Annotated in this window: 15 protein-coding genes and 1 pseudogene; 8 read left to right on the forward strand and 8 right to left on the reverse strand. The window is 51.9% G+C overall.

The features are described 5' to 3' along the window. Nucleotides 1-41 precede the first annotated feature (41 nt). Together C8N40_RS06255 and C8N40_RS06260 are read left to right on the forward strand one after the other, a co-directional pair. Complete coding sequence (locus tag C8N40_RS06255; protein ID WP_108210914.1) at nt 42-461, forward strand: DUF4345 domain-containing protein; 420 nt, start codon at nt 42-44, stop codon at nt 459-461. 357 nt (nt 462-818) lie between these two features. Continuing rightward, complete coding sequence (locus C8N40_RS06260; RefSeq protein WP_108210915.1) at nt 819-1,424, forward strand: YceI family protein; 606 nt, start codon at nt 819-821, stop codon at nt 1,422-1,424. Nucleotides 1,425-1,623: 199 nt separating this feature from the next. Here C8N40_RS06260 and C8N40_RS06265 read toward each other — a convergent pair whose 3' ends face one another. Continuing rightward, nucleotides 1,624-2,100, reverse strand: coding sequence for an REP-associated tyrosine transposase (locus C8N40_RS06265; protein ID WP_245905021.1), 477 nt, complete (start codon nt 2,098-2,100; stop codon nt 1,624-1,626). 201 nt (nt 2,101-2,301) lie between these two features. On the opposite strand from C8N40_RS06265, the gene C8N40_RS23265 reads away from it, so the two are divergent. The 5 genes and pseudogenes from C8N40_RS23265 (at nt 2,302) to hrpB (C8N40_RS06295) (ending at nt 8,458) form a co-directional block, all read left to right on the forward strand. After that, entirely contained in the window at nt 2,302-3,624 is a 1,323-nt protein-coding gene (locus C8N40_RS23265) for an AAA family ATPase (protein WP_170114029.1), read from the forward strand. A 20-nt stretch (nt 3,625-3,644) separates the two neighbouring features. Then, nucleotides 3,645-4,574, forward strand: a pseudogene (locus tag C8N40_RS23270) (AAA family ATPase); the annotation flags it as partial. Nucleotides 4,575-4,645: 71 nt separating this feature from the next. Then, nucleotides 4,646-5,167, forward strand: coding sequence for a hypothetical protein (locus tag C8N40_RS06280; RefSeq protein ID WP_108210918.1), 522 nt, complete (start codon nt 4,646-4,648; stop codon nt 5,165-5,167). 339 nt (nt 5,168-5,506) lie between these two features. Further along, nucleotides 5,507-5,926, forward strand: coding sequence for a protein-export chaperone SecB (locus C8N40_RS06290; protein WP_108210920.1), 420 nt, complete (start codon nt 5,507-5,509; stop codon nt 5,924-5,926). A gap of 81 nt (nt 5,927-6,007) precedes the next feature. Further along, complete coding sequence (hrpB, locus tag C8N40_RS06295; protein ID WP_108210921.1) at nt 6,008-8,458, forward strand: ATP-dependent helicase HrpB; 2,451 nt, start codon at nt 6,008-6,010, stop codon at nt 8,456-8,458. A gap of 978 nt (nt 8,459-9,436) precedes the next feature. Here the strand turns inward: hrpB (C8N40_RS06295) and C8N40_RS06305 are convergent. The 6 genes from C8N40_RS06305 to gltB all read right to left on the reverse strand — a co-directional run bounded on the left by C8N40_RS06305 (nt 9,437) and on the right by gltB (nt 22,144). Continuing rightward, nucleotides 9,437-9,901, reverse strand: coding sequence for a COG2426 family protein (locus C8N40_RS06305; protein WP_108210923.1), 465 nt, complete (start codon nt 9,899-9,901; stop codon nt 9,437-9,439). A 672-nt stretch (nt 9,902-10,573) separates the two neighbouring features. Continuing rightward, nucleotides 10,574-12,028: an alanine/glycine:cation symporter family protein gene (locus C8N40_RS06310; protein ID WP_108210924.1), complete on the reverse strand. Its 1,455-nt coding sequence runs from the start codon at nt 12,026-12,028 to the stop codon at nt 10,574-10,576. A gap of 211 nt (nt 12,029-12,239) precedes the next feature. Beyond that, complete coding sequence (locus tag C8N40_RS06315; protein ID WP_108210925.1) at nt 12,240-12,971, reverse strand: hypothetical protein; 732 nt, start codon at nt 12,969-12,971, stop codon at nt 12,240-12,242. Nucleotides 12,972-13,137: 166 nt separating this feature from the next. Then, a complete protein-coding gene (gene hrpB, locus C8N40_RS06320; RefSeq protein ID WP_108210926.1) occupies nt 13,138-15,684 on the reverse strand; it encodes an ATP-dependent helicase HrpB in 2,547 nt (848 codons plus the stop codon). Nucleotides 15,685-16,160: 476 nt separating this feature from the next. Next, the gene (locus tag C8N40_RS06325; RefSeq protein ID WP_108210927.1) at nt 16,161-17,618 is read right to left on the reverse strand and encodes a glutamate synthase subunit beta; all 1,458 of its coding nucleotides are present in this window, start codon (nt 17,616-17,618) and stop codon (nt 16,161-16,163) included. Then, a complete protein-coding gene (gene gltB, locus C8N40_RS06330; protein ID WP_245905016.1) occupies nt 17,618-22,144 on the reverse strand; it encodes a glutamate synthase large subunit in 4,527 nt (1,508 codons plus the stop codon). The genes C8N40_RS06325 and gltB overlap by 1 nt, the downstream gene beginning before the upstream one ends. Nucleotides 22,145-22,580: 436 nt before the next feature. On the opposite strand from gltB, the gene C8N40_RS06335 reads away from it, so the two are divergent. Continuing rightward, on the forward strand, nt 22,581-23,444 hold the full coding sequence (locus tag C8N40_RS06335; protein WP_108210929.1) for an ROK family protein: 864 nt from the start codon (nt 22,581-22,583) through the stop codon (nt 23,442-23,444). 667 nt (nt 23,445-24,111) lie between these two features. Here the strand turns inward: C8N40_RS06335 and C8N40_RS06340 are convergent. Next, entirely contained in the window at nt 24,112-25,917 is a 1,806-nt protein-coding gene (locus C8N40_RS06340; protein ID WP_108210930.1) for an AMP-dependent synthetase/ligase, read from the reverse strand. Nucleotides 25,918-25,930: the final 13 nt, after the last annotated feature.

Raw genomic sequence — 25,930 nt, forward strand, 5'->3', positions numbered from 1 at the left:
GCAGGCCATCTTTGTAACATCAACTTAAAACAAAACATGTTATGAAGACGCAAAGAACCGTAACCCTGGCCTCCAAAGGCTTTATCCTCCTCTCGGCGCTCAGCCTCCTGTCCGTTAGCCTGATGGCGTTTGCCAACCCGCAGTCGGTGATGGATCTGGTGCAGGTGCAGCTCAACAATACCGATGCTTTCAGCTCCATACGCGGGGTGTATGGCGGCGTGGGGATGACACTCTTCCTGAGCCTGATTTACCTCATGCTGCGCGACACCCAAAGCGGCCTGCTCTTTCTGTGCCTGCTCTGGGGCTTCTACGCCTTGTCGCGCACCATCACCATCTTCTCGGAAGGGGCCCTGGGCGATTTCGGAAACCAATGGCTGCTGATAGAGTCGGTGTTTTTTATACTTGCCCTCTCCCTGGCGCTGGCCAACCGGAAAGCTGCACCTACCCATGAGGCGGTTTAGGGGGAGGCTGTCAGTAAGTGGCTTGGTTCTCTCAAAACTGTCCCCTTGAGGACAAGTGAGACGAGAGTCGAAACTTGCGACCGCAGGTCAGGAGGGGTGATTACATCTGTGATGATTTCCCCAACCGGCATTTAACAAAACTATCCCCTTGAGGGGATTATAGGGGTGTTTTACACCTGCAGGTTCACCAGTATTCTGTGCCCACAAGCATACCGCTCCGTAGCCTTACACCCCTGTGGTCCCCTCAAGGGGACAGTTGCTCAAACCCGATTCCAAAATAAATCAACAAACCCGCTCCAGCGGGATAAACCAAAAACTACATCCAAAATCATTTCAAAACTCAAACAAAATAAAACCATGAAAAAAGTAATGTTAGCTGCGTGTGTTCTTTTTAGTGCCCTTTGCCTGACCAGCTGCGAAGACGAGGAGCTGAGCAAAAGTACCTATGCCCTGCAGGAGAGCGCCTCTGTGGTGACGTGGAAAGGCTACAGCCCGGCATTGTACCACGACGGCTCCTTCCAGGTGCAAAGCCAGGACATCCAGGTGGTGGATGGCAAGGTAACGTCCGGTACGTTCACCATTCCGATTGCGACGATCGAGAACTTCGATTTGCCTGACGAGGTGAAGCCCATGCTGCTCGAGCACCTTAAGAGCCCCGACTTCTTTAACCTGGCACTGCACCCTACGGCCTCCTTCCGCATCACGAAGATGCAGCCGCTAGCCAGCGCCTCGGAGGGGGCCAACAACACCGTAACCGGCGACTTTACCATGCTCGGGCAGACGCACCCAATCTCGTTCCCGGCCAACATCCGCCTGCAGGGAAGCAACCTGAAGCTGGAGGCAAGCTTTAAGCTGGACAGAACCAAATGGGGCATGACCTACGCCGCCGATCCTGCGCTGGGCGATCACCACATCCTGCCGGAGGTGGATATACAACTCGACCTGACGGCGAGTAGGAAGTAAGGGTTCTTGCCCGGGGCTAAGTATAAAGGATTGTTTTGCTGAAGGGGCTGCCTGCTTTTGGTAGCCCCTTTAGGCTTATAACATAAATAGAAATCTTGAGCTGGCGCGAGCTTGCAGCTCGTGCCTCCACCATTCAGGCAATATCAATCTCCAGCACCCCTTTGCTACCACTAAAATCTACCGCGCTGCTATACTAATGCTACGGCTCTGATACAAAACCAGCTTCCACAGGGTTGTTGTGGATGTAATCGATCTTCTGGTCTATAACCGCAGCGCTCCATAATTCGATAGGCTTGTTGTGCTGCTGCCAGAACTGCCGGTGTTTTACATTGCTGGTCTTCAGACCGGCCCGTTCCATGAGCCAGAGCATCCATTCTTTCCGGCTCTCCTGGTTGTGCTCGGCTATGGCTTTTTGCAGTTGTTTGGAAGTATAGGTTTTCAGCTCCTTCAGCAGCTCGCTCGGGTTGTTGTCTCTGGCCCGGATAATTAAATGCACGTGGCTGGGCATGATGCACCAGGCATAGATCTCCATGCCTTTGTTTTTCCGGCAGTAGTCCAGGCTATCGGTAAGCAGGGCAAAGTACTCCTCCCGCGTGAACACGTCTATCCAGTACACCACCGCAAAGCTTACAAAGTATAGCCCCTCCTTGTTATGAAATTTATACTTTCTGTTCATCAAGAAGATGATATTATAAACGGCAGCATTCAGGTCTTAGAAAGTTGTTTGGCTGCTCGTAACAGTGGATTTTGAGCTGATTTGAAATTGTATGATATGTATTTACTAGCAAATAAGAGGTATGAATTCAGTAGCTTATTTTTAATATTAAAAAATTTCTATATTCTTGTAAAAGTTTCTCCAACTTGTTACCTAAGAGCTATGATAAATTCTATAGATAGAATCAAATGTTTAGGGATCTTCAAAGATTATGTAGTAGATTCTTCAACTGAAGATTTTTCAAAATATAATTTGATATATGGATGGAATGGTAGTGGAAAAACTACGTTATCTAAGCTTTTTGCATTTCTAGAAAAGAAAAAAGACATAAGCCCTTCTTATAGTGATTGTGAGTTCAAAATATCCACAAGTTTGGGAGTTGTTGATCAAACAAACTACAAAGACTCCTCTTTATCTGTAAAAGTATTCAATGAAGACTTTATCAAAGATAACATAGATTGGAATAATGTTGTCAAAAGCCTACTCCTTGTTTCAGAAGAAAAAATAAAAGATAGGGATGAATTGAATAAGAAGAAGCAAGAGAAAGTCAAATATGATGTGCTAATTGATAGTCTTAAAAAAGACCATCAAATATTATCAAATAATATAGAAGCATTTCTTTCATCTACAGCGAAGAGTATCAAGGAAAAGTTTAGAATTATTGACACAAGTGATAAGTATTACTTTAACTATGATAAAGCTAAACTAAGAAGTTTTATCAATTCAAATTTGAAAGTACAAGAGATTCAATCTCTTTTAATGAGTGAAGAGGATTTGAACGCTGTTTCTACATCAATAAAGCCTGATGTATTGGATTATATCAAAGAAGTTAATCTAGAAATTGATTTTTTATTAATAGAGGAAGCAAATAAAAAAATAAACAGTCTGCTCAAAACTAATATTGTAAGTAAAACAATTGAACACCTTTTACTGCACTCCGAAATTAGTGAATGGGTTGAAAAAGGCCTACAAATACATACTGAGTATAACAAAAGTATTTGTGAATTTTGTGGTTGTGAAGTGAAACCTGAAAGAATTGAGAATTTAAACAACCATTTTAATAAAGACTACAAAGAAATTAAAATCAAAATTGAGGCTGCTATCAAATGGTTAAATGAAAGTAAAATCTCTAGTGAGAGCTTCTTTGATGAACACATATTATATCCTGAACTTAGAAAAGAGTATCTAGAAATTAGAAGTAATACTTTTGATCTAATTGAAAAAATTAATAATGTCTTAAATCAGTGGATTCACAGTTTAGAAACTAAGAGAGAAAATCCTTTTGATGAAGTCGCAGAGGTCGATCTTCTAAGTAAAGACCTAATAGAGAGCTACGGTAACTGCGCAAAAACAATAAACCAGCTTATAAAGAAGCATAATTGTAAAACTGAAAACTTCGAAGAAGAGCTTAAGGTTCTGAAACAGAAACTCGAAACACATTATGCAGCGGTTGCTGTTCAAGATTTTAACTTTTTTATAACTTAGACTTATTAGAAGATTTCGAAAACAAAACTAAAACGCAATCTTCAAAATCTACTGCAATTCAATTAGATATTAAAAAACTAGAAGCCTCCTTATCTAATGAAGTTCTAGGTGCAGTAGAGTTCAATAAACGACTACATAAATTTATAGGGCATGATGAAATAAGTTTACTTTTTGACTCAGCAAAGAAGGCTTACAAAATCCAGAGAAATGGAAAAGTTGCTCACAATTTAAGTGAAGGTGAAAAAACAGCGATAGCCTTTATTTACTTCATTACCAAGCTAAAAGAGCATGGTATGCCTCTGAATGAATTGATAATCGTTGTAGATGATCCTATTTCAAGTTTTGACTCAAATCATCTTTTTAATTCTTATTCTTTTCTAAAAGCCGAATGTGAAAGCGCAAAACAACTTATTATACTTACACACAATTTTGGCTATTTCCGGTTAGTAAGAGATTGGATACTTAATAAGAACAAAAGAGATAAGCCTATCAAATCTCGCATATATTCTATTGAAACCACAATAGATAACGGTAGACAATCTAGAATTAAGAATGCAAATCAAACCTTAATGAGTTTTAATTCAGAATATCATTATATATTCTTTAAATTAAACGCATTCAAAGAAACAACAGAGCTCTCATTAGGCGAAGCTTTCCTTGTTGCAAATTTATCCCGTAAGCTTTTGGAAAGCTTTTTAAACTTTAAGTTTCCAAAAGGAAGGAATGATTTTTCCCAACTTTTAGCAGAGGCGATAAAAGAAGATACACATAAAAGGGAGAAGATTTATAGGTTCATTAATAAGTACTCACATAATGCTATTATTGATGTAAATGATAATTCAGTTGATAATCTACTTGGAGAAAGTTCTAATATAGTTACCGAAGTTTTGGGAGTAGTTAACAATTTAGATCCTATTCATTTCAAAGAAATGGAATCTTTACTTGGTTAACAGACCAGACAGAATTTAAATACCTTTGATATATATTTAGTAATTTTACAGAGACCAAACTCTCACTATTGATGATTCCTAATATTGTTGGCTTTCACACTAATTCAAAAAGTAAGTGCAGTAGTTTTTTAAGAGGTGGTTTTCTCTTTAGTCATGATACCTTCTGGTTAGGCTATGGAATGTATTTTTGGGATAACTTTTCGAATTCTAAATGGTGGAAGAAGGAAAGATTAAGAAAGGATAAAATTAATTGTTCAATTGTAGCTGCTAACTTAGAACTAAGTAATTTGCTTGATTTAACAGATGAGGATGTTGCTACAGAATTTCAAAATCTTTGGACTGAATATTGCAGATTAAACAATGATTCTATTAATCAACCTCTAGGAAAAAAGATAGATTTACTTTTTGATTATTTTTCTTTAGAAGATCAATTCAAAGTCGTAAGAGGTATTGGTAATTATCCTAATAGAAGAACTTATACCTTTCTTCATTGGGAAGGAAGGAGATCCCCTAGTATTGATAACAAAGCAAGAATGATATACGTTGTAAGGCAAAGAGAAGCCTTATCGAATGAGAAACTTCTTGCTGTATGAATTATATAAATTAATTTTGAACATGACTATGGACGCAGTTGCAATTTTAAGGAAGTGTAGAGAAGAACTCCGAACTATGAGTCCTACTGAGCGAGAAACAAGGTTCAAAAAAGCTTATTCTACAGTTTCAAAGAGAGATTATTCTAATGACCTCTTTGACTTTAATATGCCTAATATTGGAGAACCACTAGATTTCTCTAATTATCTTTATCATTTTGTTAAATGTGAAAGAACTAGTAATCAAATAGAGATTAATACTAGAAATATCTTTGTTGAAATGAATGACTCAAGAGACCAACCTGAAATAACTAGGTTGGCTCTTAGTTATAATGTTTAAATATGGAGAACCCTGCAAAGTCAGCTTTTTCCTTTAAGTACTTCGCGATACAAGAAAGCCATTTTGTAAGAAAGCCTGGTGACTTAGGGGAAATAACTTATAAAATAACGCCGTCTGGTATTTTCAATAAAGCAGAAGGTTTATTTCAATTGAATATTGAATTCCTTTTGAGTGATGAGAATGATAATTGTTTAATTCAATTGATTGCAATCGCTATATTTGAATTCAAAGAAAAAATCAAAGAAGAAGAGATTGATAATTTCTTCTTTATCAACTCTCCTTCAATAGCCTTTCCTTATTTGAGAAGCTTTATATCAACCCTTACTTCTGCTAGTGGATTTGAGGCTATAAGTTTACCACTATTCAATCTTTCAAAGCTTGGTGAAGAACTAAAGCAAAATATAACTGTGGAGGCAGAATAGGTTTATTCAACAGAGTTCTATTTGTTGTACATTAACTATATGTCTACGGTTTATTAATTTTCTCAAGCTTTTAATTCCCCCTTGCCCTTCAACCCATTTACCATAGACTTACCCGTTCGGGAAATTATACCTGCCGTTAGGGAGCACCTGGCGGCGCAGCACACGCTGATTGTAAACGCCCCTCCCGGAGCCGGTAAAAGCACCTTGCTGCCGCTGGCTTTGCTGGACGAGGCCTGGCTCGAGGGCCAGAAGATTGTGATGTTGGAGCCCCGGCGCCTTGCGGCCAAAACCATTGCCGAGCGCCTGGCGCAGCTGCTGGGCGAGGAGGTAGGCCAGACCGTCGGCTACCGCATCCGTTTCGAGAACCGCACCTCCGCCGCCACCCGCATCGAGGTCGTAACAGAAGGCATCCTCACCCGCATGATCCACAGCGACCGCTCGCTGACGGGCATCGGCATCGTAATCTTCGACGAGTTTCATGAGCGCAGCATCCATGCCGATGTGGCCATGGCCCTGAGCCGGGAGGCGCAGCAGGCGCTTCGCCCGGACCTGCGCATCATGGTGATGTCGGCCACCCTGGACATGCCCCAGCTCACGAGCCTGCTCAAGGCCCCGGTGGCGCAAAGCATGGGGCGGCAATACCCCATCAACACCATTTATACCGGCGACGCCGACGACCGCATGCTGCCCGAAATGACAGCCAAAGTGGTGCAGCAGGCAGCGCAGGAGCAGGAAGGCGATATCCTCGTGTTCCTGCCCGGCGAAAACGACATCCGGAAAGTAGAAATTATACTTCGCAAGCAGCTGCGCGGCGTGCAGATACACCCGCTGTTCGGTATGCTGCCCTTCGGCAAACAGTACGCCGCCATTATGCCCGACCGCCAGGGCAGGCGCAAAGTGGTGCTCGCTACAAGTATAGCCGAGACCAGCTTAACCATAGAAGGCATTTCGGTGGTGGTGGATACGGGCTTCGGCAAAACTTCCCGCTTCGATCCGAAGTCCGGTTTGTCGCGCCTCGAAACGGTGCGCATCTCCAAAGACGCCGCCGACCAGCGTGCCGGTCGCGCCGGACGCCTGGGCCCCGGCACCGCCTACCGCATGTGGAGCAAAACCACGCAGGAGCGCATGGCCCCGCACCGCACCCCCGAAATCATGGAAGCCGACCTGTCCCCGCTGGTGCTGGACATGGCGCAGTGGGGCATAACAGATATACGCGGCCTTACCTGGCTGAACCCGCCGCCGCGCGCTGCCCTGGCCTATGCCACCGACATGCTGCACCAGCTGCAGGCGCTGGAGCATGGCCGTATCACCGAGCACGGGCAGAACATGCACCGGCTGCCCTGCCACCCGCGCATCGCGCACATGCTGCTCAAAGCCGAGGAAACCGGCCAGGTGCCGCTGGCCTCCGATATTGCCGCCGTTCTGGAAGAGCGCGACCCGCTGGACCGCAACGCCGGCATCGACATTAACTTAAGAGTGGAAGCCCTGCGGAGGTATAGAAAAGAGCAGGGGCAAGGCAAGCGCTTTGCTAAAATCGAGAAGATAGCCCGCTCGTACCGCCAACTGTTTGAGGTAGAGCCTGATAACGGCCCTTTTGACGAGTATGAAACCGGTGTGCTGCTGGCGCATTGCTACCCCGAGCGCATCGCCTACGCCCGTCCCGGCAACAACGCGCAGTTCCAGCTGGCCAGCGGGCAGTATGCCTCCGCCGGTCATAGAGATGATTTGGCGCACGAGCCCTGGCTGGCCATTGCGCACCTGCACGCGGGCACCGGCGACAACCCGGGCCGCATTTTCCTGGCCTCGCCGCTCAACCCCCGCGACCTGGCTCCGCTCGTAAAGCAGCAGGAAACGTATACGTGGGACGTGAACGACGGCGAGCTCACTGCCTCTTTGGACACGCGCATCGGAAGTATAGTTTTGCAAAGCAAGCCGCTGCCACCACCCGACGAGAAGCACCGCGTACCCGCCATGTCCGAGGCCATCAAAGCAGAAGGCGAGCACCTGCTGGACTTCAACCACGACGTAACGCAATGGCAAAACCGCGTGATGAGCCTCCGCAAGTGGCGCCCCTCCGAGTTCTGGCCCGACGTGAGCACCAGCACGCTACTCATCACCAACTGGGACTGGCTACAGCCATACTTGTTTGATATCGAGCACCCCGACGAGCTGATGGAACTGGAGCTGTTGCCGATACTGGAAAAGAAGTACCTGAACGAGGAGCAGCGGGCGAGGCTGGAGGTACTGGCTCCTCAAAGTATAGAATTGCCGGATGGATCAAGTATAGAACTGACGTATAAACCCGATGGCGCACAGCCGACGCTGGAGATTCGCCTGCAGGACGTGCTGGCCTGGGAGGAAAGCCCGAAGGTAGACGAAGGCGAGATGACGGTAGAACTGGCCCTGCTCACCCCTGAGCTCAAGCCCATCACCACCGTGTCGGACCTGGCCAGTTTCTGGAAAGGAAACTACCGGGTGATCAAACGACAGCTGGAGGTGGTCTTTCCGGAGATAAAGTGGGAGAGAGATTAGGAAGTTAGAGAGTTTAGGAGTTTAAGAGTTGGGGAGTTGTAGAGGCGCAATACCTTGCGTCTTAAGAGTTAGAAAGTTGGGAAGTTAAAAAGTTCGAAAGTTGCTTTAGACCTCGCGGTGTCCGGAGGTCCCGGGAGGGTCTGGTGTTGGCTATAATTTTATACTTTCTGCCGCAAGTTTAGCGGCAGCGTAAATGTGGCTAGCTATGGCAGCAGTTTTCAACTGCTTTGCTTTGAAAAAGCAAGGGCTGCAAAAGCTTTGGCTATACTTTATACTTTGTCTTCGCGGGATAACCCCACCCCGGCCCTCCCCTAAAAACAGGGGAGGGGGCAGTTTTGCAGTCCCGGGTCCAACCACCCCTAACCCCTCCTTAGCCAAGGAGGGGAATTTTTGTAGTTACCGCTTCTAAAGTATAAGCTTCGAAGCTGTGGGTATCTCGCGGACAGGTCGCGACCTGTCCCTACAAAGCATGACCCCACCCCTAAGAGCTGCGCTCGCTAGCTCAATACTCCCGTTTTGGCTAATCCAGATGAGGTGAATTATTTGCAATCGATTACACCCCTATGGTCCCCTCAAGGGGACAGTCTTAATTTTACAGTTTTACAGGCATTTGTAATATAGTCTAGGGTAGCACTTAAAAGAAAGAATAGAAGAAGTGGTAATCAGAACTGTCCCCTTGAGGGGACCATAGGGGTGTTTATGCTCATGCTGATAAGCACAGAAGCCATGAAACTTATACTTTAGCCAAAGCAGTAGCAGGCTCCCCGCCTTAGACAAGGAGGGGCTAGGGGTGGTTGGACCAGGGACTGCAGAATCCTGCTCATCCGTCAATCCTGCAAATCCTGATTCAGACAAAGGCACGAGTTGCAAACTCGCGCCAGCAAGTGGTTAGGGGTGGTTGGACCCGGTGCTGTTAAACAAAAAGCCCTCACAGCGTCTGAAAATGCTGTGAGGGCTTATACTTAAAATCTTATCGAATTACAGCTTCTCCCAACCTGCCAGGCCCAGGTACGTGCTGGCGCCTACAATGATGGAAGACATCACCACGCCGATTGTAATAGCGGCAAATGCTCTTCTGCGCTCGATTTTAAAAATCTCGGCAGCAATAGCGCCCATATAAGCCCCGGTTCCAGGCAGTGGAATCATCACGAACACCATCAGGCCCCAGAAACCATACTTGTTGACGTTGTCGCCAGCGAGTTTCTTAGCCCGCTTGCAGAAGAAAATTACCCCTCTTTTATAAGCCCGGAATGGCCAGAACTTCTTGCTGAAGGTATCAATGGACCACACGAAAAGAGGATATATCAGAACATTACCCACTACGCCCACCAACAGGGCCCATCCCAGGGCAACGTCGTTGAGAATAGCGTAAGGTATTCCGGCTCGCGCTTCTCCAAACGGAGAAATGCTGAGTAAAAATGTAAGAACGAGTATCTGTAACATAAACTATTTCAAAAATACATCCTGCTCATGCCTGTTCTGTCTAACGTCCCTGCAGGATTAGCCCGTATACCGCCTCCGGCAATTTCTGCGTCCGGCTCTCGGGCCATGCAGAGGGGTAACAGGTCATAAACGATAAAAATTCAATCATCGTACCTTGCCCAGCCCTTCCGCAACACCAAACTTATTGCGATATAAATCTAAGTTTTTAACTAAACCAAGTTGCAGCATGTCTGCCACAGCTGCTGGAAAGCTAAGTGCTTCACTACCAATAGCTCCTGATAGTATTGGTCTGACTAGCAGAACGCAGGTTACTGTAGCTCCGCTCGCTGGCAGGTATAAGGTATAACCTACTGTAGCATACGTGGCTACCGATAAATGTAATTGGATTTTAGCTGGATTTTACGATAGCGAAGCTAGCGTTCTGCGCTATAACATCCATTCCGGCAGCAAAGATATCAGGTGGGGCGAAAATCCAAACAGAAATTCCATATGATGTGCAAAATTTAATGCTGGGGTAGCATTGCTCTGCTTTAAGCAGTTATCGTCTCCTGCTGCAAACTACGGATCTGGTATTTGCACCGCTGCACGTTGCGCAAAAAAAGTATAGCGCGAGCCGATGCGGCCCGCGCTATACTTTCAGTTTATACTTTGGCAGAGTTTATACTTTCCCGGCTACGCTTTTTGCAGTTCCTTCTCCTCCTGTGTTTGCTTATCCCAGTACTCGGCATTCGCTATGCCTAACCTGCTGGCATGAAACACGGGGTCCAGGCCGGCCTTACGCTGCTCCTGGTAGTCTTTGAGGGCGCGCATGGCAGGTTTGCGCAGCAGCAGGATGGCAATCACGTTCAACCAGGCCATGACACCCACGCCAATGTCACCCAGCATCCAGGCCGACTCAGCCGTTTTAACGGAGCCATAGAAGGTTGAAACAAGTATAACGATGCGTAGCACCCAGATGCCCCATTTGTTGCCGTTCCGGTTGAGGTAGCTCAGGTTGGTCTCGGCGATGTAATAGTAGGCCATGATGGTGGTGAAGGCGAAGAAGAAGAGCGAGATGGCGACAAAGCCTGTTCCGAATGCTGGAAAATGGGTGTTTACCGCCGCCTGCGTATACTCGGGCCCAAACGGTACGCCCGGCAAATTCTCGACAATAAAGCCTCCCTCAGGGCTGGCCACGTTATACTGACCAGTGAAGAGAATCATAAAGGCTGTGGCCGTGCAAACGAAGAGCGTGTCCACGTAAACCGAGAAAGCCTGCACCAGCCCCTGTTTGGCGGGGTGGCTTACCGCTGCAGCGGCGGCGGCGTGTGGGGCTGTGCCCTGACCGGCCTCGTTAGAGTAGATGCCGCGCTTCACACCCCAGGACACAGCCATGCCGAAGATGCCGGCGAAAGCGGGTTCCAGGTCGAAGGCGGAACGGATGATGAGCCCTAAGATGGCTGGCACTTCCGAAATGTTCATCAGGATGATCACCACAGACATCAGGATGTAGACACCTGCCATGAACGGCACCACCACCTGGGCCACCTTGCCGATACGCTTTACACCACCGATGATGATGAGTGCCAGCAGCAGGGTGACAAGTCCGCCCGTGTAGGCGGCAGGAATCTGAAAGGCATTGCTCACGCCCGAGGCGATGCTGTTGCTCTGCACGCCAGGCAGCAGGAAGGCCATACTTATGATGGTGGCGATGGCGAAGACTACAGCATACCACTTCATGCCCAGGCCTTTCTCGATATAATAGGCCGGGCCGCCTCTGTACTGCCCGTCCTTCACCTGTTTGTATATCTGGCCCAGGGTGGCCTCTATAAAGGCAGAAGCGCTGCCCAGGAAGGCAATGGCCCACATCCAGAACACAGCGCCCGGGCCGCCCATGGCAATGGCTGTGGCCACCCCGGCAATGTTACCTGTGCCCACACGCCCGGCAATGGCCACCGTAAACGCCTGAAACGAGCTGATCCCTTTGGGTGTAGAGCCGCCCTTGAAGAGCAGGTGCAGCATTTCGCGCAGGTAGCGCACCTGCAAAAACCTGGTAACAAACGAGAAATAAACCCCTGCGCCGAGGCAAAGTATGATTAAGGCGTTACTCCAGACTATGTCGTTAATAAAACTGATGACGTTTTGCATGGTGTGTTTAAGCGGGGATTAAGGAAATTAAATTTAGTCTCACAAGTATAAGTATGGCGCCTCCGGTTCTTAAACCAGGGGTTTGACCGCTTAAAATAAAGCATTTTAGCCGGAAGTTTACATGTTATGCCAGAAGAAACTAAAGGAAAGTGAGTGCTAACCTTCCCGTTTATATTAGATGGTTTCAATTTTTATGTGATACCCTTGCCCCTTACTCGGAAGAAAGCGTATCCAGAAACAGTAGCAATGCTTCCAGATCTTCCTGCCGGTCAAAATCGACATTATGCTGTGTGAAATAGTTGGTGAGCTCAGTTTTATACTTTGGGAATAACTTTAAGGTATTTCGCTTACTAGCAGCTACAAAAGTGTTATTCTTATCGCCCAGGTGGAAGGTGGATTTGGCTGAATAGGTGAGCTTTGTATTGGAGCTGAGGTCGTAAACCCCGTCTTTGTCAAAATATTCCCGGGCACTGGTGGCGGGCAGCGAGGTGGGTTCTGAGCCTAGCGCGCCCTTGCTCCGCATATTAGTTATCTCATATTTTTCGTGTACGTATAAATTCGCGTTTTTTCCTCTACGCACTACTTTCAGTAGTTTCTTCCCTGCCTGGTCGTATACAAAGTTCTCTTCCCCGATTTCTATGAGCGAGATGGTGAACAAGTTGTCCAGCGCCAGCGTGTCGCTTTGTGAGTTGATGAACTCCATCTCGCCGCTTAAGACATTGTAGTTGAGCTTGCTCTGGGTATAAGTGCCGTTGTTGAATAGCACTTTGGAGTCTATAAAGCTGGGGTAGCGGTATGCCTTCTTACGGATGGAAGCGTTGACCTTGCCGTTGGTCGGGGTAGCCTCGATTCGTTGGGGAACCTGCGCCAGCACCTCCTGTGCCTGCAGGAACGTAAGCAAAAGAGAAAGTGGTGCGCTGAGGGAAATAGCTAGCCTGCCCATATTCTGAAGTATAAAAGTATATCAAAACCAAATATAAACTAATTTTAGTTATATAAAAGTAGTGTATGCATTTTTTATACTTCAGACGATGGGCAGCAGGTGCAAGTGCCCGTGCAGGCCCCATAATCGGGCGGCATGACTTTTAAAGTATAACTAAGTATAATATCTACCCCGGCCGCTTTTTGGTGCCTCGGGTGGGTGGGGCCGAGAGCGGATCGTCGGGCCAGTGGTGCTTGGGGTAGCGGCCACGCAGGTCTTTGCGTACCTCGAAGTAGCCGTTGCTCCAGAAGCTGCGCAGGTCGCGGGTTACCTGTACGGGACGTGAGGCAGGGGAGAGCAGGTGCAGGAGCAGCGGCACCTTGCCACCTCCGATGCGCGGCGTATCCAGCATCCCGAACACTTCCTGTAGGCGCACGGCCAGCACCGGCGTGCTGGGGTCAGCGTAATCCACCGCAATGCGGGAGCCGCTGGGCACGGGCAGGTGCGAGGGTGCCAGCCGGTCCATCTCCTGCCGCTGCTCCCAGCTCAAATCAGCCAGCAGTATCTCGCCCAGGTCCAGACGGCTAACCTGCTCCAGCGAGCGGAGGCCGTAGAGGTGGGGCGCCAGCCAAAGGTCCATACTTTCTGCCAACGCAGCATCCGTTACGTCAGGCCAGTTTTCGGGGGCGAGCTGGTGCAGGAAGTTCAGGCGCTGCCGGATACTGATGGCTTCCTTACTCCAGGGCAACCTGTCTATACCTTTCTCCTGCAGGGCTTGCAGCAGCACCTGGGCTACGAGTTCCTGATCGGGTTTGGTGTTTATAATTTCCTCCAGCACCAGGGCACTCAGCTTTTTTATACTTCGGGCCACCACCTGCTGTGCGCTTTCCTGCCAGCGGACTTCCTGCAGCATCTCCATCTGGTCTGAGAAGTGCTGGAGCAGGTCGGTTTTGTCGAGAGGGGCGGCCAAGAGGATGCGGGGCTGCTTGCCCAGGTCCAGGTGCGCTATAGCGTAAAATTCTGCTTCTCCGAAAAGCTCCGTAGGCAAAGTGGCCCGCTGCCCAGTAATCAGCCTTACCCTGCCCGACGACTCGCGCTGGGCCAGCCGGTCGGGGTAGGCAAGGGCCGTCAAAATACCGGCCAGGTCCGGGTTTATACTTGGGTTAGACTCTCGCAGTCGTTGCCGCAGGTTCTGTGCCTGTTCCTTTACCCGCCGCAGGGCGTTTTCATCCAAAGTATAACCAGGAGTAGGCGGTCGCTTTCCGGCCAGCAGTTCCAGGCGCAGGTGCAGGTCGGGCAGGCCGTCGCCACGGGAGAGCTGCACGGGCTTTAGCACATCCCGCTCCGAAAGGATGGCCGCCAATGCACAGGCAGTAGCCCCGTATCCGAGCTCCTGCCCACGGATAACCAGGTGGCCCAAGCGCGGATGGATGCCCAGTGAGGCTAGTGCTTTCCCGTGCAGGGTAGGATTCCCGGAAGCATCCACCGCCTGCAGGCGCAGGAGCAGGTCTTTGGCCAGCGACAGGGCGGTGGCAGGAGGCGTGTCGAGCCAGTGGAGGGTCGTTGCATCCTTTGCGCCCCAAATCGCCAGTTCCAGCGCCAGCCCCGACAGGTCGGCATCCAGAATCTCCGGGTCTTGCCGCTCAGGCAGCTGCAACTGGTCTGCGGTAGACCAGAGGCGGTAGCAAATGCCCGGTCCCAGTCGCCCGGCACGGCCGCGCCGTTGGTCGGCCCCGGCTTTTGACACAGGCAAGGTGTCCAGGGTGGTGAGGCCGGTGCGGGGCACGAACTTCGGCACACGGGCATAGCCGCCATCCACCACAATCCGCACACCCTCAATAGTTAAGCTGGTTTCGGCGATGCTGGTAGCCAGGACTATTTTGCGCTTCTTCTTTGGGGAAGGCTGTATGGCGGCCATCTGCTTGGAGAGCGGCAGGTCGCCATGCAGCAGGTGCAGTTCTACTTCGGACGGGAGTTTCTCTTCCAGCAATTGCGCCACCTTCCGGATCTCGCCCATGCCTGGCAAAAAGACCAGCACATCGCCTTCCGACACCTCGCTGAGGGCTTTCCGGATGGCTCTGGGCGTTAGTTCTGCCAGTCGCTGGGAAGGGTAATTTCCGGCAGAGGCGACCTCGGCAGGGGAGAGGAAGTGCGTTTCCACCGGGTACATGCGGCCTTCACTTCGAACTACCGGAGCGTTCAGCCAGTTGCCGATGGCTGTTGCATCAAGCGTAGCCGACATTACCAGGATGCGCAAATCAGGGCGCAGCACTGCCTGGGCGTCCAGCGCCAGAGCCAGCCCCAGGTCCGCCTGCAGGTTGCGCTCGTGAAACTCGTCGAAAATGATAGCCGCCACTCCCTCCAGCGCCGGGTCTTCCTGAATCATGCGGGTGAGGATGCCTTCGGTGACTACCTCCACGCGTGTTTTAGGGGATACCTGGTGGTCCATGCGTACCCAATAGCCTACGGTCTGCCCCACCGGCTCGCCCAGAAGGTCGGCCATGCGTTCAGCCGCGGCACGCGTAGCCAGGCGGCGTGGTTCGAGCACAAGTATTTTGCCCTCGTTGCGCCAGCTTGCCTCCAGCAGCGCCAGCGGCACCAGCGTGGTTTTACCAGCACCCGGAGGGGCTTCCAGCACAGCACGGTTATTGGCTTCCAGAGCCTCCAGCAGCCGTGGCAGCGCCTCTTTTACAGGCAGGTCGGGGAGTAGGGGGAGTAAATCAGCAGTCGGCATCACCTCCCAAAGTTCGGGATTGTTTTTGAGAAAGTATAGAAGGGGGTGGGGGAGTACAGTTAAGAGGATTTATACTTTCTCCTGCTGTCATCTATTCATACCGCCAGTTTGAGCGGAGCGGAAACTGGTGGGGGAGCAGAGGAGCCAGTTTGTAACTGGCGAAAGTGTAGGTTTGTGCAGTGCCAGTTACAAACTGGCATCAACGTGAGCCACAAGTTGCGTTGTCGCTAAACTTGCGGCATGGAAGGTACATGTGTAGGGACAGGTCGGGACCTGTCCAATCGTGCACCTGCAATTATCTGAATCAGGATTTGCAGGATTTAGGGATAAGCAGGATTTCTGCAGTACCGGGTCCAACCACCCCTAACCCCTCCTTAGCCAAGGAGGGGAACTTGTAAATGCCTTGGCTGAAGTATAGATTTCATTGCGTCAGTGGAGGCAAGTCACAACCTGTCCCCACCGACGCAATGAACAGCCTACCCCTCCAGCACCAGCTTCGATACTTCTTTAGAAGGAAGGTCTGATTTGCCCATCAGGTAGGTGTCGATGGCGCGGGCGGCTTCGCGGCCGTCGGAGATGGCCCATACTACGAGCGACTGGCCGCGGTAAGCATCGCCGGCGGCAAAGATGCCCGGAACACTCGTTTGCCAGTTCTGCAGTTTAAAGTTACCGCGATTGTCTGTCTCGAACCCGAAGCTGGCCTTAAAGCTCTCGAGCAGCGGGCGTTCGTAGCCGATGGCAATCAGCGCCAGGTCGCAGGGCAGGATTTTCTCGCTTTCCGGCTTTTCGGTATACTCGTAACTGTTCTTCCACTCCAGCTCTACCACCTTCAGCCCTTTTACATGGCCGTTCTCGTCGGCAATAAACTCCTTCGTCAGCCAACCCCAACTGCGCTCACAGCCCTCTTCGTGCGAGCTGGAGGAAGTATACGTCATGGGCCACTCCGGCCAGGGATTTTGCGGCGCGCGCGCCGTGGACGGCATGGTGCGGTACTGCAGCTGGCTGATGGAATTGGCAAACTGCCGGTTAGCGGTACCTACGCAGTCGGAGCCTGTGTCGCCGCCGCCGATCACCAGCACATGCTTGTCGGTCGCCAGCAGGTCTTCCTCAGGCGCTATACTTTCGCCGGCCACCCGGCGGTTGTGCAGCGTGAGGTAGTCCATGGCAAAGTGAATGCCCTTCAGGTGGTTGCCCGGGATGTCGAGCACGCGCGGTTTGCTCGAGCCGATGGCCATGAGCACGGCGTCATACTTGCGGTGCAGTTTCTTGAGTGTGATATCCTTGCCAATCGCTACGCCTAAATGAAAATGTATGCCTTCTTCTTTCAGGATGTCTAAACGGCGGTCAATCACCCACTTCTCCAGTTTAAAGTCCGGAATACCGTAGCGCAGCAGGCCGCCAGCCTTATCATCCTTATCATACACGTGCACCTCGTGGCCGGCCTGGTTAAGCTGCGCTGCCGCGGCCAATCCGGCGGGGCCCGAACCCACAACGGCTACTTTTTTGCCGGTGCGGCGCAGGGGCGGCTGTGGTTTTACCAGCCCCAGCTCAAACGACTTCTCGGCTATACTTTTCTCGATGTGCTCGATGGCTACGGCCGGCTTGTTAATAGACAGCACGCAACTCGACTCGCAGGGGGCAGGGCAGATGCGACCCGTAAAATCAGGGAAGTTGTTGGTGCTGTACAGAATCTGCGCCGCGCGCTCCCACTCGCCCTCGTACACGGCGTCGTTAAAGTCCGGAATCTGGTTGCCCAACGGGCAGCCGCTATGGCAGAATGGCACGCCGCAGTCCATGCAGCGGCTGGCCTGCTGGCGGGTCTTTTCTTCCGGAAAGGAAGTATAAATCTCGTTTGAGTCGTTGATTCTTTCTTTAGGGTCGCGGGCTTGCGGCAGCTCGCGGGTATATAGCAGGAATCCGTCTGTCTTTCCCATTAGGCAATCGCTTTAACTGTTTCACTTTCACTTTTCTGCAGGGCCTTCTTCAGGTCGTGCGGCATCACTTTCTGGAAGAACTTCTGATGCACATGCCAGCCTTTGAGCATATCCTTGGCCAGCGCGCTGTCGGTATAGGCGGCGTGTTCTTGGAGCTTCTGCTCTATCCAGGCCAGGTCGGTGGCGTCGGGCTGCTCCAGCTCTATCATACTTAGGTTGCACTGGTCGGGGAAGGCGTTGGCCGGGTCGTAGACGAAGGCCGTGCCTCCGCTCATGCCGGCGGCAAAGTTGCGGCCCACCGCGCCAAGTATAAGCACCTTGCCACCGGTCATGTACTCGCAGCCGTGGTCGCCGATGCCCTCTACCACCGCCTCTACACCCGAATTACGCACGCAGAAGCGCTCGCCGGCCATCCCGTTGATGTAGACTTTGCCCGAGGTAGCCCCATACAAGGCCACGTTGCCTGTGATGATGTTCTCGTGCGCCACATAGGTGGAGTCTTTGAAAGGTTGCAGGATGAGTTTACCGCCTGAGAGGCCTTTGCCCAGGTAGTCGTTTGCTTCGCCTACCAGGCGGAAGGTAAGACCGGGCGCCAGGAAGCCTCCGAAAGTTTGGCCCGCAGAGCCGTGGAAGGTGGCGTTGAAGCTATCCTCCGGTAGGCCATCCTTGCCATACTTGGTGGAGACTTCATAGGAGAGCATCGCGCCTACCGAGCGGTCTACGTTGATGATGCGGTACTCGTAAGGCACTTGGCCGTCCTTCTTAAAGTCCCGGATGAGCTTCTTGTCCAGTACGTTTTCAATGTCGTGGTCCTGGTGAATCTGGTGGTAAATGCCCACGCTGTTCGGCGCTACCTCCTGGTGCAGAATCGGGTCGAAGCTGAGGTTCTTGAGCTTCCAGTGGTTGAGGTCGTTGCGTACTTTGAGCACTTGCGGCTGGCCCACCATCTCGTTTATACTTCTGAAGCCGAGCGAGGCCATAATTTCGCGCAGTTCCTGGGCCATGAAGCGGAACAGGTTCACTACGTGCTCCGGCTCGCCGGTAAAGAGCTGGCGCAGTTCCGGGTTTTGGGTGGCAATCCCGACCGGGCAGGTGTTCAGGTGGCATTTGCGCATCATGATGCAGCCTTCCACAATCAGGGCGGCCGTGGCCACGCCATACTCTTCGGCGCCCAGCAGGGTAGCCACCGCCAGGTCAAAACCCGTCATCAGCTTGCCGTCTGTCTGCAGCACCACGCGGCTGCGCAGGTTGTTTTTTACCAGCGTCTGGTGCGCTTCGGCCAGGCCCATCTCCCAGGGCAAGCCCGTATGGCGAATCGAGCTAAGCGGACTGGCGCCTGTGCCACCGTCGGCACCGGAAATCATAATCGCGTCGGCCTTCGCTTTGGCCACGCCGGCAGCAATCGTGCCCACGCCCGCCTCGGCCACCAGCTTCACGTTGATGCGGGCATTGGGGTTGGCATTCTTCAGGTCGTAAATCAGCTGCTTCAGGTCCTCAATGGAATAGATGTCATGGTGCGGCGGGGGAGAAATCAAACCTACGCCCGGAGTGGAGTGGCGCACGCGGGCAATCCACTTGTCTACCTTGTGGCCCGGCAGCTGACCGCCCTCGCCAGGCTTGGCGCCCTGCGCAATCTTTATCTGGATCTCATCGGCATTGGCCAGGTAGTGGCTCGTCACGCCGAAGCGGCCGGAGGCTACCTGCTTGATGGCAGAGCGTTCGGAGTCACCATTTTCTTTTAAAATATAACGCGCCTCGTCTTCGCCGCCCTCACCGCTGTTGCTTTTGCCGCCGATGCGGTTCATGGCAATGGCTAACGTGCTGTGCGCCTCATGCGACAGGGAACCGAAGGACATAGCGCCGGTAGCAAAGCGCTTGAGTATACTTTCCACCGGTTCTACTTCTTCCAGAGGCACCGATTGCCGCTTGCGGAACTCGAACAGGTGGCGAAGGGTAATGGCCGACTGCTGGTGCTCGCGCAGGAGTTTGGCGTACTCTTTATAGAGGCGGTAATCGCCCAGGCGTGTGGATTTTTGCAGCAGGTGGATTACCTCGGGGCGCAGCAAATGCTCTTCGCCGCGTCTGCGCCACTGGAAGAAGCCGCCTGTCTCCAGCAGTTTGTCCTCGCTGGCAAAGGCAGACCAGTGTTTGGTGAGCGCTTCCTGCTCCAGGTCCTCAAAGTTGAGGCCCTCCAGCCGGCTAACCGTCCCTTTGAAGCACTTCTGTATCACTTCCTGCCCAAAACCAATGCACTCGAAAATCTGCGCACTCTGGTAGGCTTGCAAGGTGCTGATGCCCATCTTGGAGAGGATCTTTAGCAAACCGTTTCCTACCGCCTGGATGTACTGCTCGGCATAATAAGAGAAAGGCTTAGCGGTGTCCAGTTTCTCCTGTTCGAGCAGGTGCTGAATGGTGTCGTACACCATATACGGGTACACGCAGCTGGCTCCGTAGCCAATGATGGTGGCAAAATGATGGGTCTCCCAGGCATCGCCTGCCTCTACCACCAAACCGGCTTTAGTGCGAATACGCTTTTCTACCAGGTGGTGGTGGATAGCGCCCACCGCCAGCAGCGACGGGATGGCGGCGCGGTTGGCTTCCACCGCCCGGTTCGAGATGATCAGAATCTTTTTGCCCTTGCCAACGGCTGCCTCTGCCGCCGCGCAAATTTCGTCCAGCGCCTTCTGCAGCGCACCTTTCTCTTTGGTGCAGAAGGTGGCGTTGATAGTATGATTGTCAAACCCCTCGGATTTGAGGTTGATGAGTTTGTTAAAGTCGCCATGGCTGAGCACCGGGTGCGAGATATGGATCTGACGCGTGTGGGCCGGGGTCTCGTCCAGCACGTTGAGTGACTCGCCCAGGCGGGTAAACAGCGACATTACCAGCCGCTCCCGGATCGGGTCGATGGGCGGGTTGCTCACCTGCGCAAAGTGCTGCTTAAAGTAGTTGGCCACATGCTGGCTCTGCCGCGAAAGCACCGCCAGGGGCGTATCAGAACCCATACTTCCCAGGGGCTCCTTGCCGGTCGTGGCCATGGGCTGGATGATGAGCTTGAGGTCCTCGGAAGTATAGCCATAGGCTTTCTGCTTCTGCCGCAGCTCCTCCGGCGATACCGTGTTGAGGCAGAAAGCGGGCTCCGGCCGCTGGTGCAGCTTGATGCGGTTCTGCTGTATCCACTCAAAGTATGGCTTGTCGTTGCAAACCAGCTGCTTGATCTCCTCGTCCTCGTAAATCCTGTTCTCCTCCAGGTCAGCAAGCAGCATCTTGCCGGGCTGCAGGCGGCCACGGCGTACCACATCCTTCGGGTTCACCGGCAGCGCACCCGCTTCAGAGGCCATGACCAATCGGCCTTGCTTGGTGATGCAGAATCGGGCGGGGCGCAGGCCATTGCGGTCGAGGGTGGCGCCTATCTGCTTTCCATCGGTGAAGAACAGTGCAGCGGGACCATCCCACGGCTCCATCAGCGCTGCGTGGTATTTATAGAATGCCTTCCGGTAAGGATCCATGAACGGGTTGTCCTGCCAGGCCTCGGGCACCAGCATCATCATCACGTGGGGGAGTGGGCGCCCCGCCAACGTGAGCAGCTCTACCATCGCGTCGAGGTTAGCCGAGTCGGAGTTGGCCGGGTTGGTGATAGGCAGGAGCCACTTGAGTTCCTCTTCGGTAAAGAGCGGCGAGGACATCAGCGCCTCCTTCGACTTCATCTTCGTCACGTTGCCCCGGATGGTGTTGATCTCGCCGTTGTGCGCGATAAAGCGGAAAGGCTGCGCCAGCTTCCAGTTCGGGAAAGTGTTGGTCGAGAAACGGGAATGGATGAGCGCCAGGGCCGATTTGAACTCCGGGTGACGCAGGTCGTGGTAATAGGCCTCTACCTGGTCGGTTTTCAGTTGCCCTTTATAGATAATGGTGCGTGAGGAGAAGCTAGGCATATAGAAGGTGCCGTTCTCTCCGCTGACCGTTTTGTTGATTTCGTGGGTGATGAGGCTGCGCAAGACAAATAGCTTGCGCTCCAGCTCTGCCTCTTTTATACTTGCATCGGTGGGCTGCACAAACACCTGCTCGATGTAGGGCTCCACCGCTTTGGCTTCGTGGCCGGGTACGCGCGGGTTTACCGGCACCAGGCGGTAGCCCAGCAAGCTAAAACCCAATTGCCGGATGCACTGGTTCATGACCTGCCTGCACTTATCCCTGACCTCGTAGACGGTGGGGAAGAAGATCATCCCGACGCCATAGCTGCCTTCCTGCGGCAGTTTTATGGCAAACTCACGCAATTGCATCTTAAAAAAGCTATGCGGGAGTTGCACCAGGATGCCGGCACCATCGCCGGTTTCGGGGTCGCTGCCTGTGGCGCCGCGGTGTTCCATGTTGGTGAGCATCGTCAGCGCATCTTTTACAACGCTGTGCGATTTCTTACCATCCAGGTTTACCACACATCCAACACCACAGGCATCGTGCTCAAACTCGGATCTGTACAATCCTTGGGGAAGGTTATTTTGCTGGGTCATTTCACGAAATCTATTAGTCATACTTGGTTTTAAGGGAGAGAGAATTCATAAATTATAATTAAAGTATTTACTATGCAAGTTTTGAGGATTATTAATTTTTCAAAGGTTATGAATTTAATTTAAGAAACATCAATAAAAACGACTGTCAGTTGATGAATTTTAATGATTTAAATCGTTTGTTTGGCTTTGTCATAGCCTGCCTCAGAAGTTGCTCCGGAGAGCATCATGGTAAGGCAGGAACTGGAGGAAGTATTTTGAAGAAAATTCAGAAAGTGAGTCGTTACTTAGGTTTATTTGAAAAGTTATAAAACGCCCTGTGTTGTGGCAGGAAAAGATATTTTGATAAATATGGTAGAGGTGGCATGGTACACCTGTGAATTATACTTCCGCCTTTTTATTTCCAGGAAAGTATTAGTTATTTCGGCGCCTCATAACTGGCATTGCGTAACATTAATTTATGAACCCTTTTGTATTAGGAGTTGACATTGGTGGCACCCATATTACGGCGGCTACTGTGGATATGAAATCGAGAGTGCTGCTGCCCCAGTCTCAGGTGCGGGAGCATATTAACGCCGCTGGCTCTGTAGAAGAAATCACGACAGCCTGGGCAGGGGCGATGCAGGCGGCTATGACTAAAAGTAATAAGCCGGTACGGCAAATCGGCATCGCCATGCCAGGGCCATTCGACTACGCCAATGGCATTGCGCTGATGCAGGGGCAGGGCAAGTATGACGAGCTGTATGGCGTGGATGTGATTGCCCTGGTAGCCGACAAACTCGGCCTCAACAAATCAGCTATCCGGACCTTGAACGACGCCGCCTGCTTTCTGCAGGGAGAGGTGTTTGGAGGAGCCGCACAAGGTTATGGCAGAGCCATCGGCATGACGCTGGGAACCGGGCTGGGCACCGCCAGGTATAAAAATGGGCTGGCCGAGGACGCCGATCTGTGGAAAACACCCTTCGGGGAAAGTATAGCCGAGGAGTACCTGAGCTCGAGGTGGTTTGTGAAGCGCTATACTGAGCTAACAGGAAAACAGCTGCCCCATGTAAAGGCGATGGTGGACAGCCTGCCGCAGGAGCCGGTGGTGGGGGCGATTTTCCGTGAGTTTGGCGAGAACCTGGCCAAGTTTCTGGTGCCCTTTATCCAAGAGGCGACGCCGGAGGTGCTGGTGCTAGGCGGCAATATCAGCAAGGCCTACGCCCTTTTTGAGCCCGCCCTGCAGCAGGGACTGGCGCAGGAAAACAGTTTGATTCCAATTAAAACGGCTATACTTGGCGAAGAGGCTGCGCTGCTGGGCGCGGCTAGTTTGTGGGTGGAGTAGAACTTACCCCACCCCGGCCCTCCCCTAAGAACAGGGGAGGGAGTTTGGCAGTGCCGGGTCCAACCACCCCTTGCCCCTCCTTAGCCAAGGAGGGGAGCCTATGATTACTGAGGCTGAAGTATAAGTTTATAGTTGAGGCTATTGCGCGGGCAGCTTGCGACGTGTTTCTATACACCCCCAGCCCCTACCAAGAGGGGAATTATCTACAGACGATTAACATCCCCCTGCCCCATTAAAGAGAGGGACTTTGGCTATTCAGTTCTGCAGAAACTGTCCCCTTGAGGGGACCATAGGGGTGTTTACTTTTAGCGAAAACTTTTACTCCTGGCCTTACACCCCTGTAGTCCCCTCAAGGGGACAATCCTGCTTTTACAGTTTTACAGGTATTTGTCAAATAGTCTAGGGTAGCACTTAAAAGAGAGAACAGAAGAAGTGGTAATCAAAACTGTCCCCTTGAGGGGACTACAGGGGTGTAATCGTTTAAAAAATTCCCCTCCTTGGCTAAGGAGGGGTTAGGGGTGGTTGGACCCGGCACTGCAGAAACGCGGACTTGGAAGTCCGCAGCAGTGGTTCCGGACATGGATGTCCGGAACAGCTATACTTTTAAATGAATAGCTAAAGTATAAAGCATAGCCGAAGTTTAAGACAAGGCTTTGCAAGCCAATCCCTACTTATACATAGCCCCAATCAAACCCTCATACTTCTGCATAATCACCTTCCGTTTCAGTTTGAGGGTTGGGGTGAGTTCGCCGTTGCTGATCGTCCAGTGGTGCGGGAGGAGCTCGAAGCGCTTCACCTGCTCCACGGGGTTGAAAAACTGGTTGTAGTGGTTGATGGCTTCCTTGATGAGCGTGCGCACCTGCTTGTCCTGGGCAGCGGCATCGTCGCCGGGGTAGGGCAGGCCTTGCTTGGCGTACCATTCCTTCAGGGCATGAAAAGCAGGCACAACCAGCGCCCCCACATACTTTTGCAAGTCACCCACCACCATGATCTGCTCAATCCAGTGGCTCTCCACCATCTTGTTCTCAATGGGCTGTGGCGCGACGTACTTGCCGCCGCTGGTTTTAAAGAGCTCCTTCTTGCGGTCTGTAATCTTCAGAAATTTGCCGTCTACCATGGTGCCGATGTCGCCGGTGTGCAGCCACTCGCCCGAGATTACTTCTGCTGTCAGGTCAGGGCGTTTGTAGTAGCCCAGCATCACGTTGGGGCCTTTGCAGAGAATCTCTCCGTCCTCGGCAATCTTTACTTCCACACCTTCCAAGAGCGGGCCTACGGTGCCAAACATGCGGTTCTTTTCCGGATAGCGGTTACCGCTGATGATAGGGGAGGCCTCGGTCAGCCCGTACCCTTCCTGAATCACAACGCCGGCTGCGGTGAACACCTTGAGCAAACGCACCTGGCAGGCGGCCGCTCCGGTGATGATGGCTTTCACCTCGCCGCCCAGCGCCTGTCGCCATTTACTGAAGATGAGCTTGTCGGCCAGGGCCAGTTGCAGACGGTAATTTATAGGTTGCGGCTGGTTTATCTCAAAGCGCTCGGCCAGGCCTAGAGCCCAGAAAAACAGCTTTTTCTTGGTGCCGGTGAGGGCGTTGCCTTTGGCCAGGATGGTTTCGTATACTTTCTCCAGTACGCGCGGCACCGTGGTGAAAAGCGTGGGTTTTACCTCCCGCAGGTTCTCGCCAATTTTCTCCATCCCCTCAGCATAGTAAATGGACACCCCGCAGTAGAAGTAGCAGTAGGTGGCCATGCGCTCGAAGGCGTGGTTGAGGGGCAGGAAGCTGAGCGCGCGTTTGCCGCGTACCCCAATCTCCTCGATAATCTTGGCGCTGCCGAACACGTTGCTCACAATATTGCGGTGCGAAAGCATTACGCCCTTCGGCACCCCGGTGGTACCGGAAGTATAAAGTATGGTCGCCAGTTCTTCCTCGCCAATGGCCTCGCGGCGCTTGTTTACCTCTTGCTCCGCCTCCGGCGTGAGGGGCGAAAGTAATTCGGTCCAGCTTTTGGCGTGGGGTACCGGCTTGAAAGTATAAATCTCCTGCAGGTCGGGCAGGGCATGGGTAATTTCCTGCAGCTTCTCATAGAGCGCCGCATCTCCTACAAAAACTACTTTAGCACCAGAGTCGCTAAGTATAAATTTGAGCTCGCTGTGGTTGATGTTCGGGTACACGGGCACCGACACGGCCCCTGTCTGCTGAATGCCCAGGTCCACTATCATCCACTCGGGGCAGTTCTGGCTGAGGATGGCTACCTTGTCCCGTCCCTCGGGGGAGCCGTCGCCGCTGGAGAGGCCCATGCCCAGCAGGGCTGCGCTGATTTGGTTGGCCATGTCGCGCACCTGCTCGGTGCTGTACGTGCGCCAGACGCCGTTTTCCTTGGCGCACAGCATGTCCGGCAGCGGGAAGTGCTCGAGTTGGTAACTAACACAGTCGAAGAGGCGTTTGGGCGTGGGCCCCGGGTTATTAGCTTGCATCTGGTGCTATACG

Source organism: Pontibacter mucosus (assembly GCF_003054055.1).
GTDB lineage: Bacteria > Bacteroidota > Bacteroidia > Cytophagales > Hymenobacteraceae > Pontibacter > Pontibacter mucosus.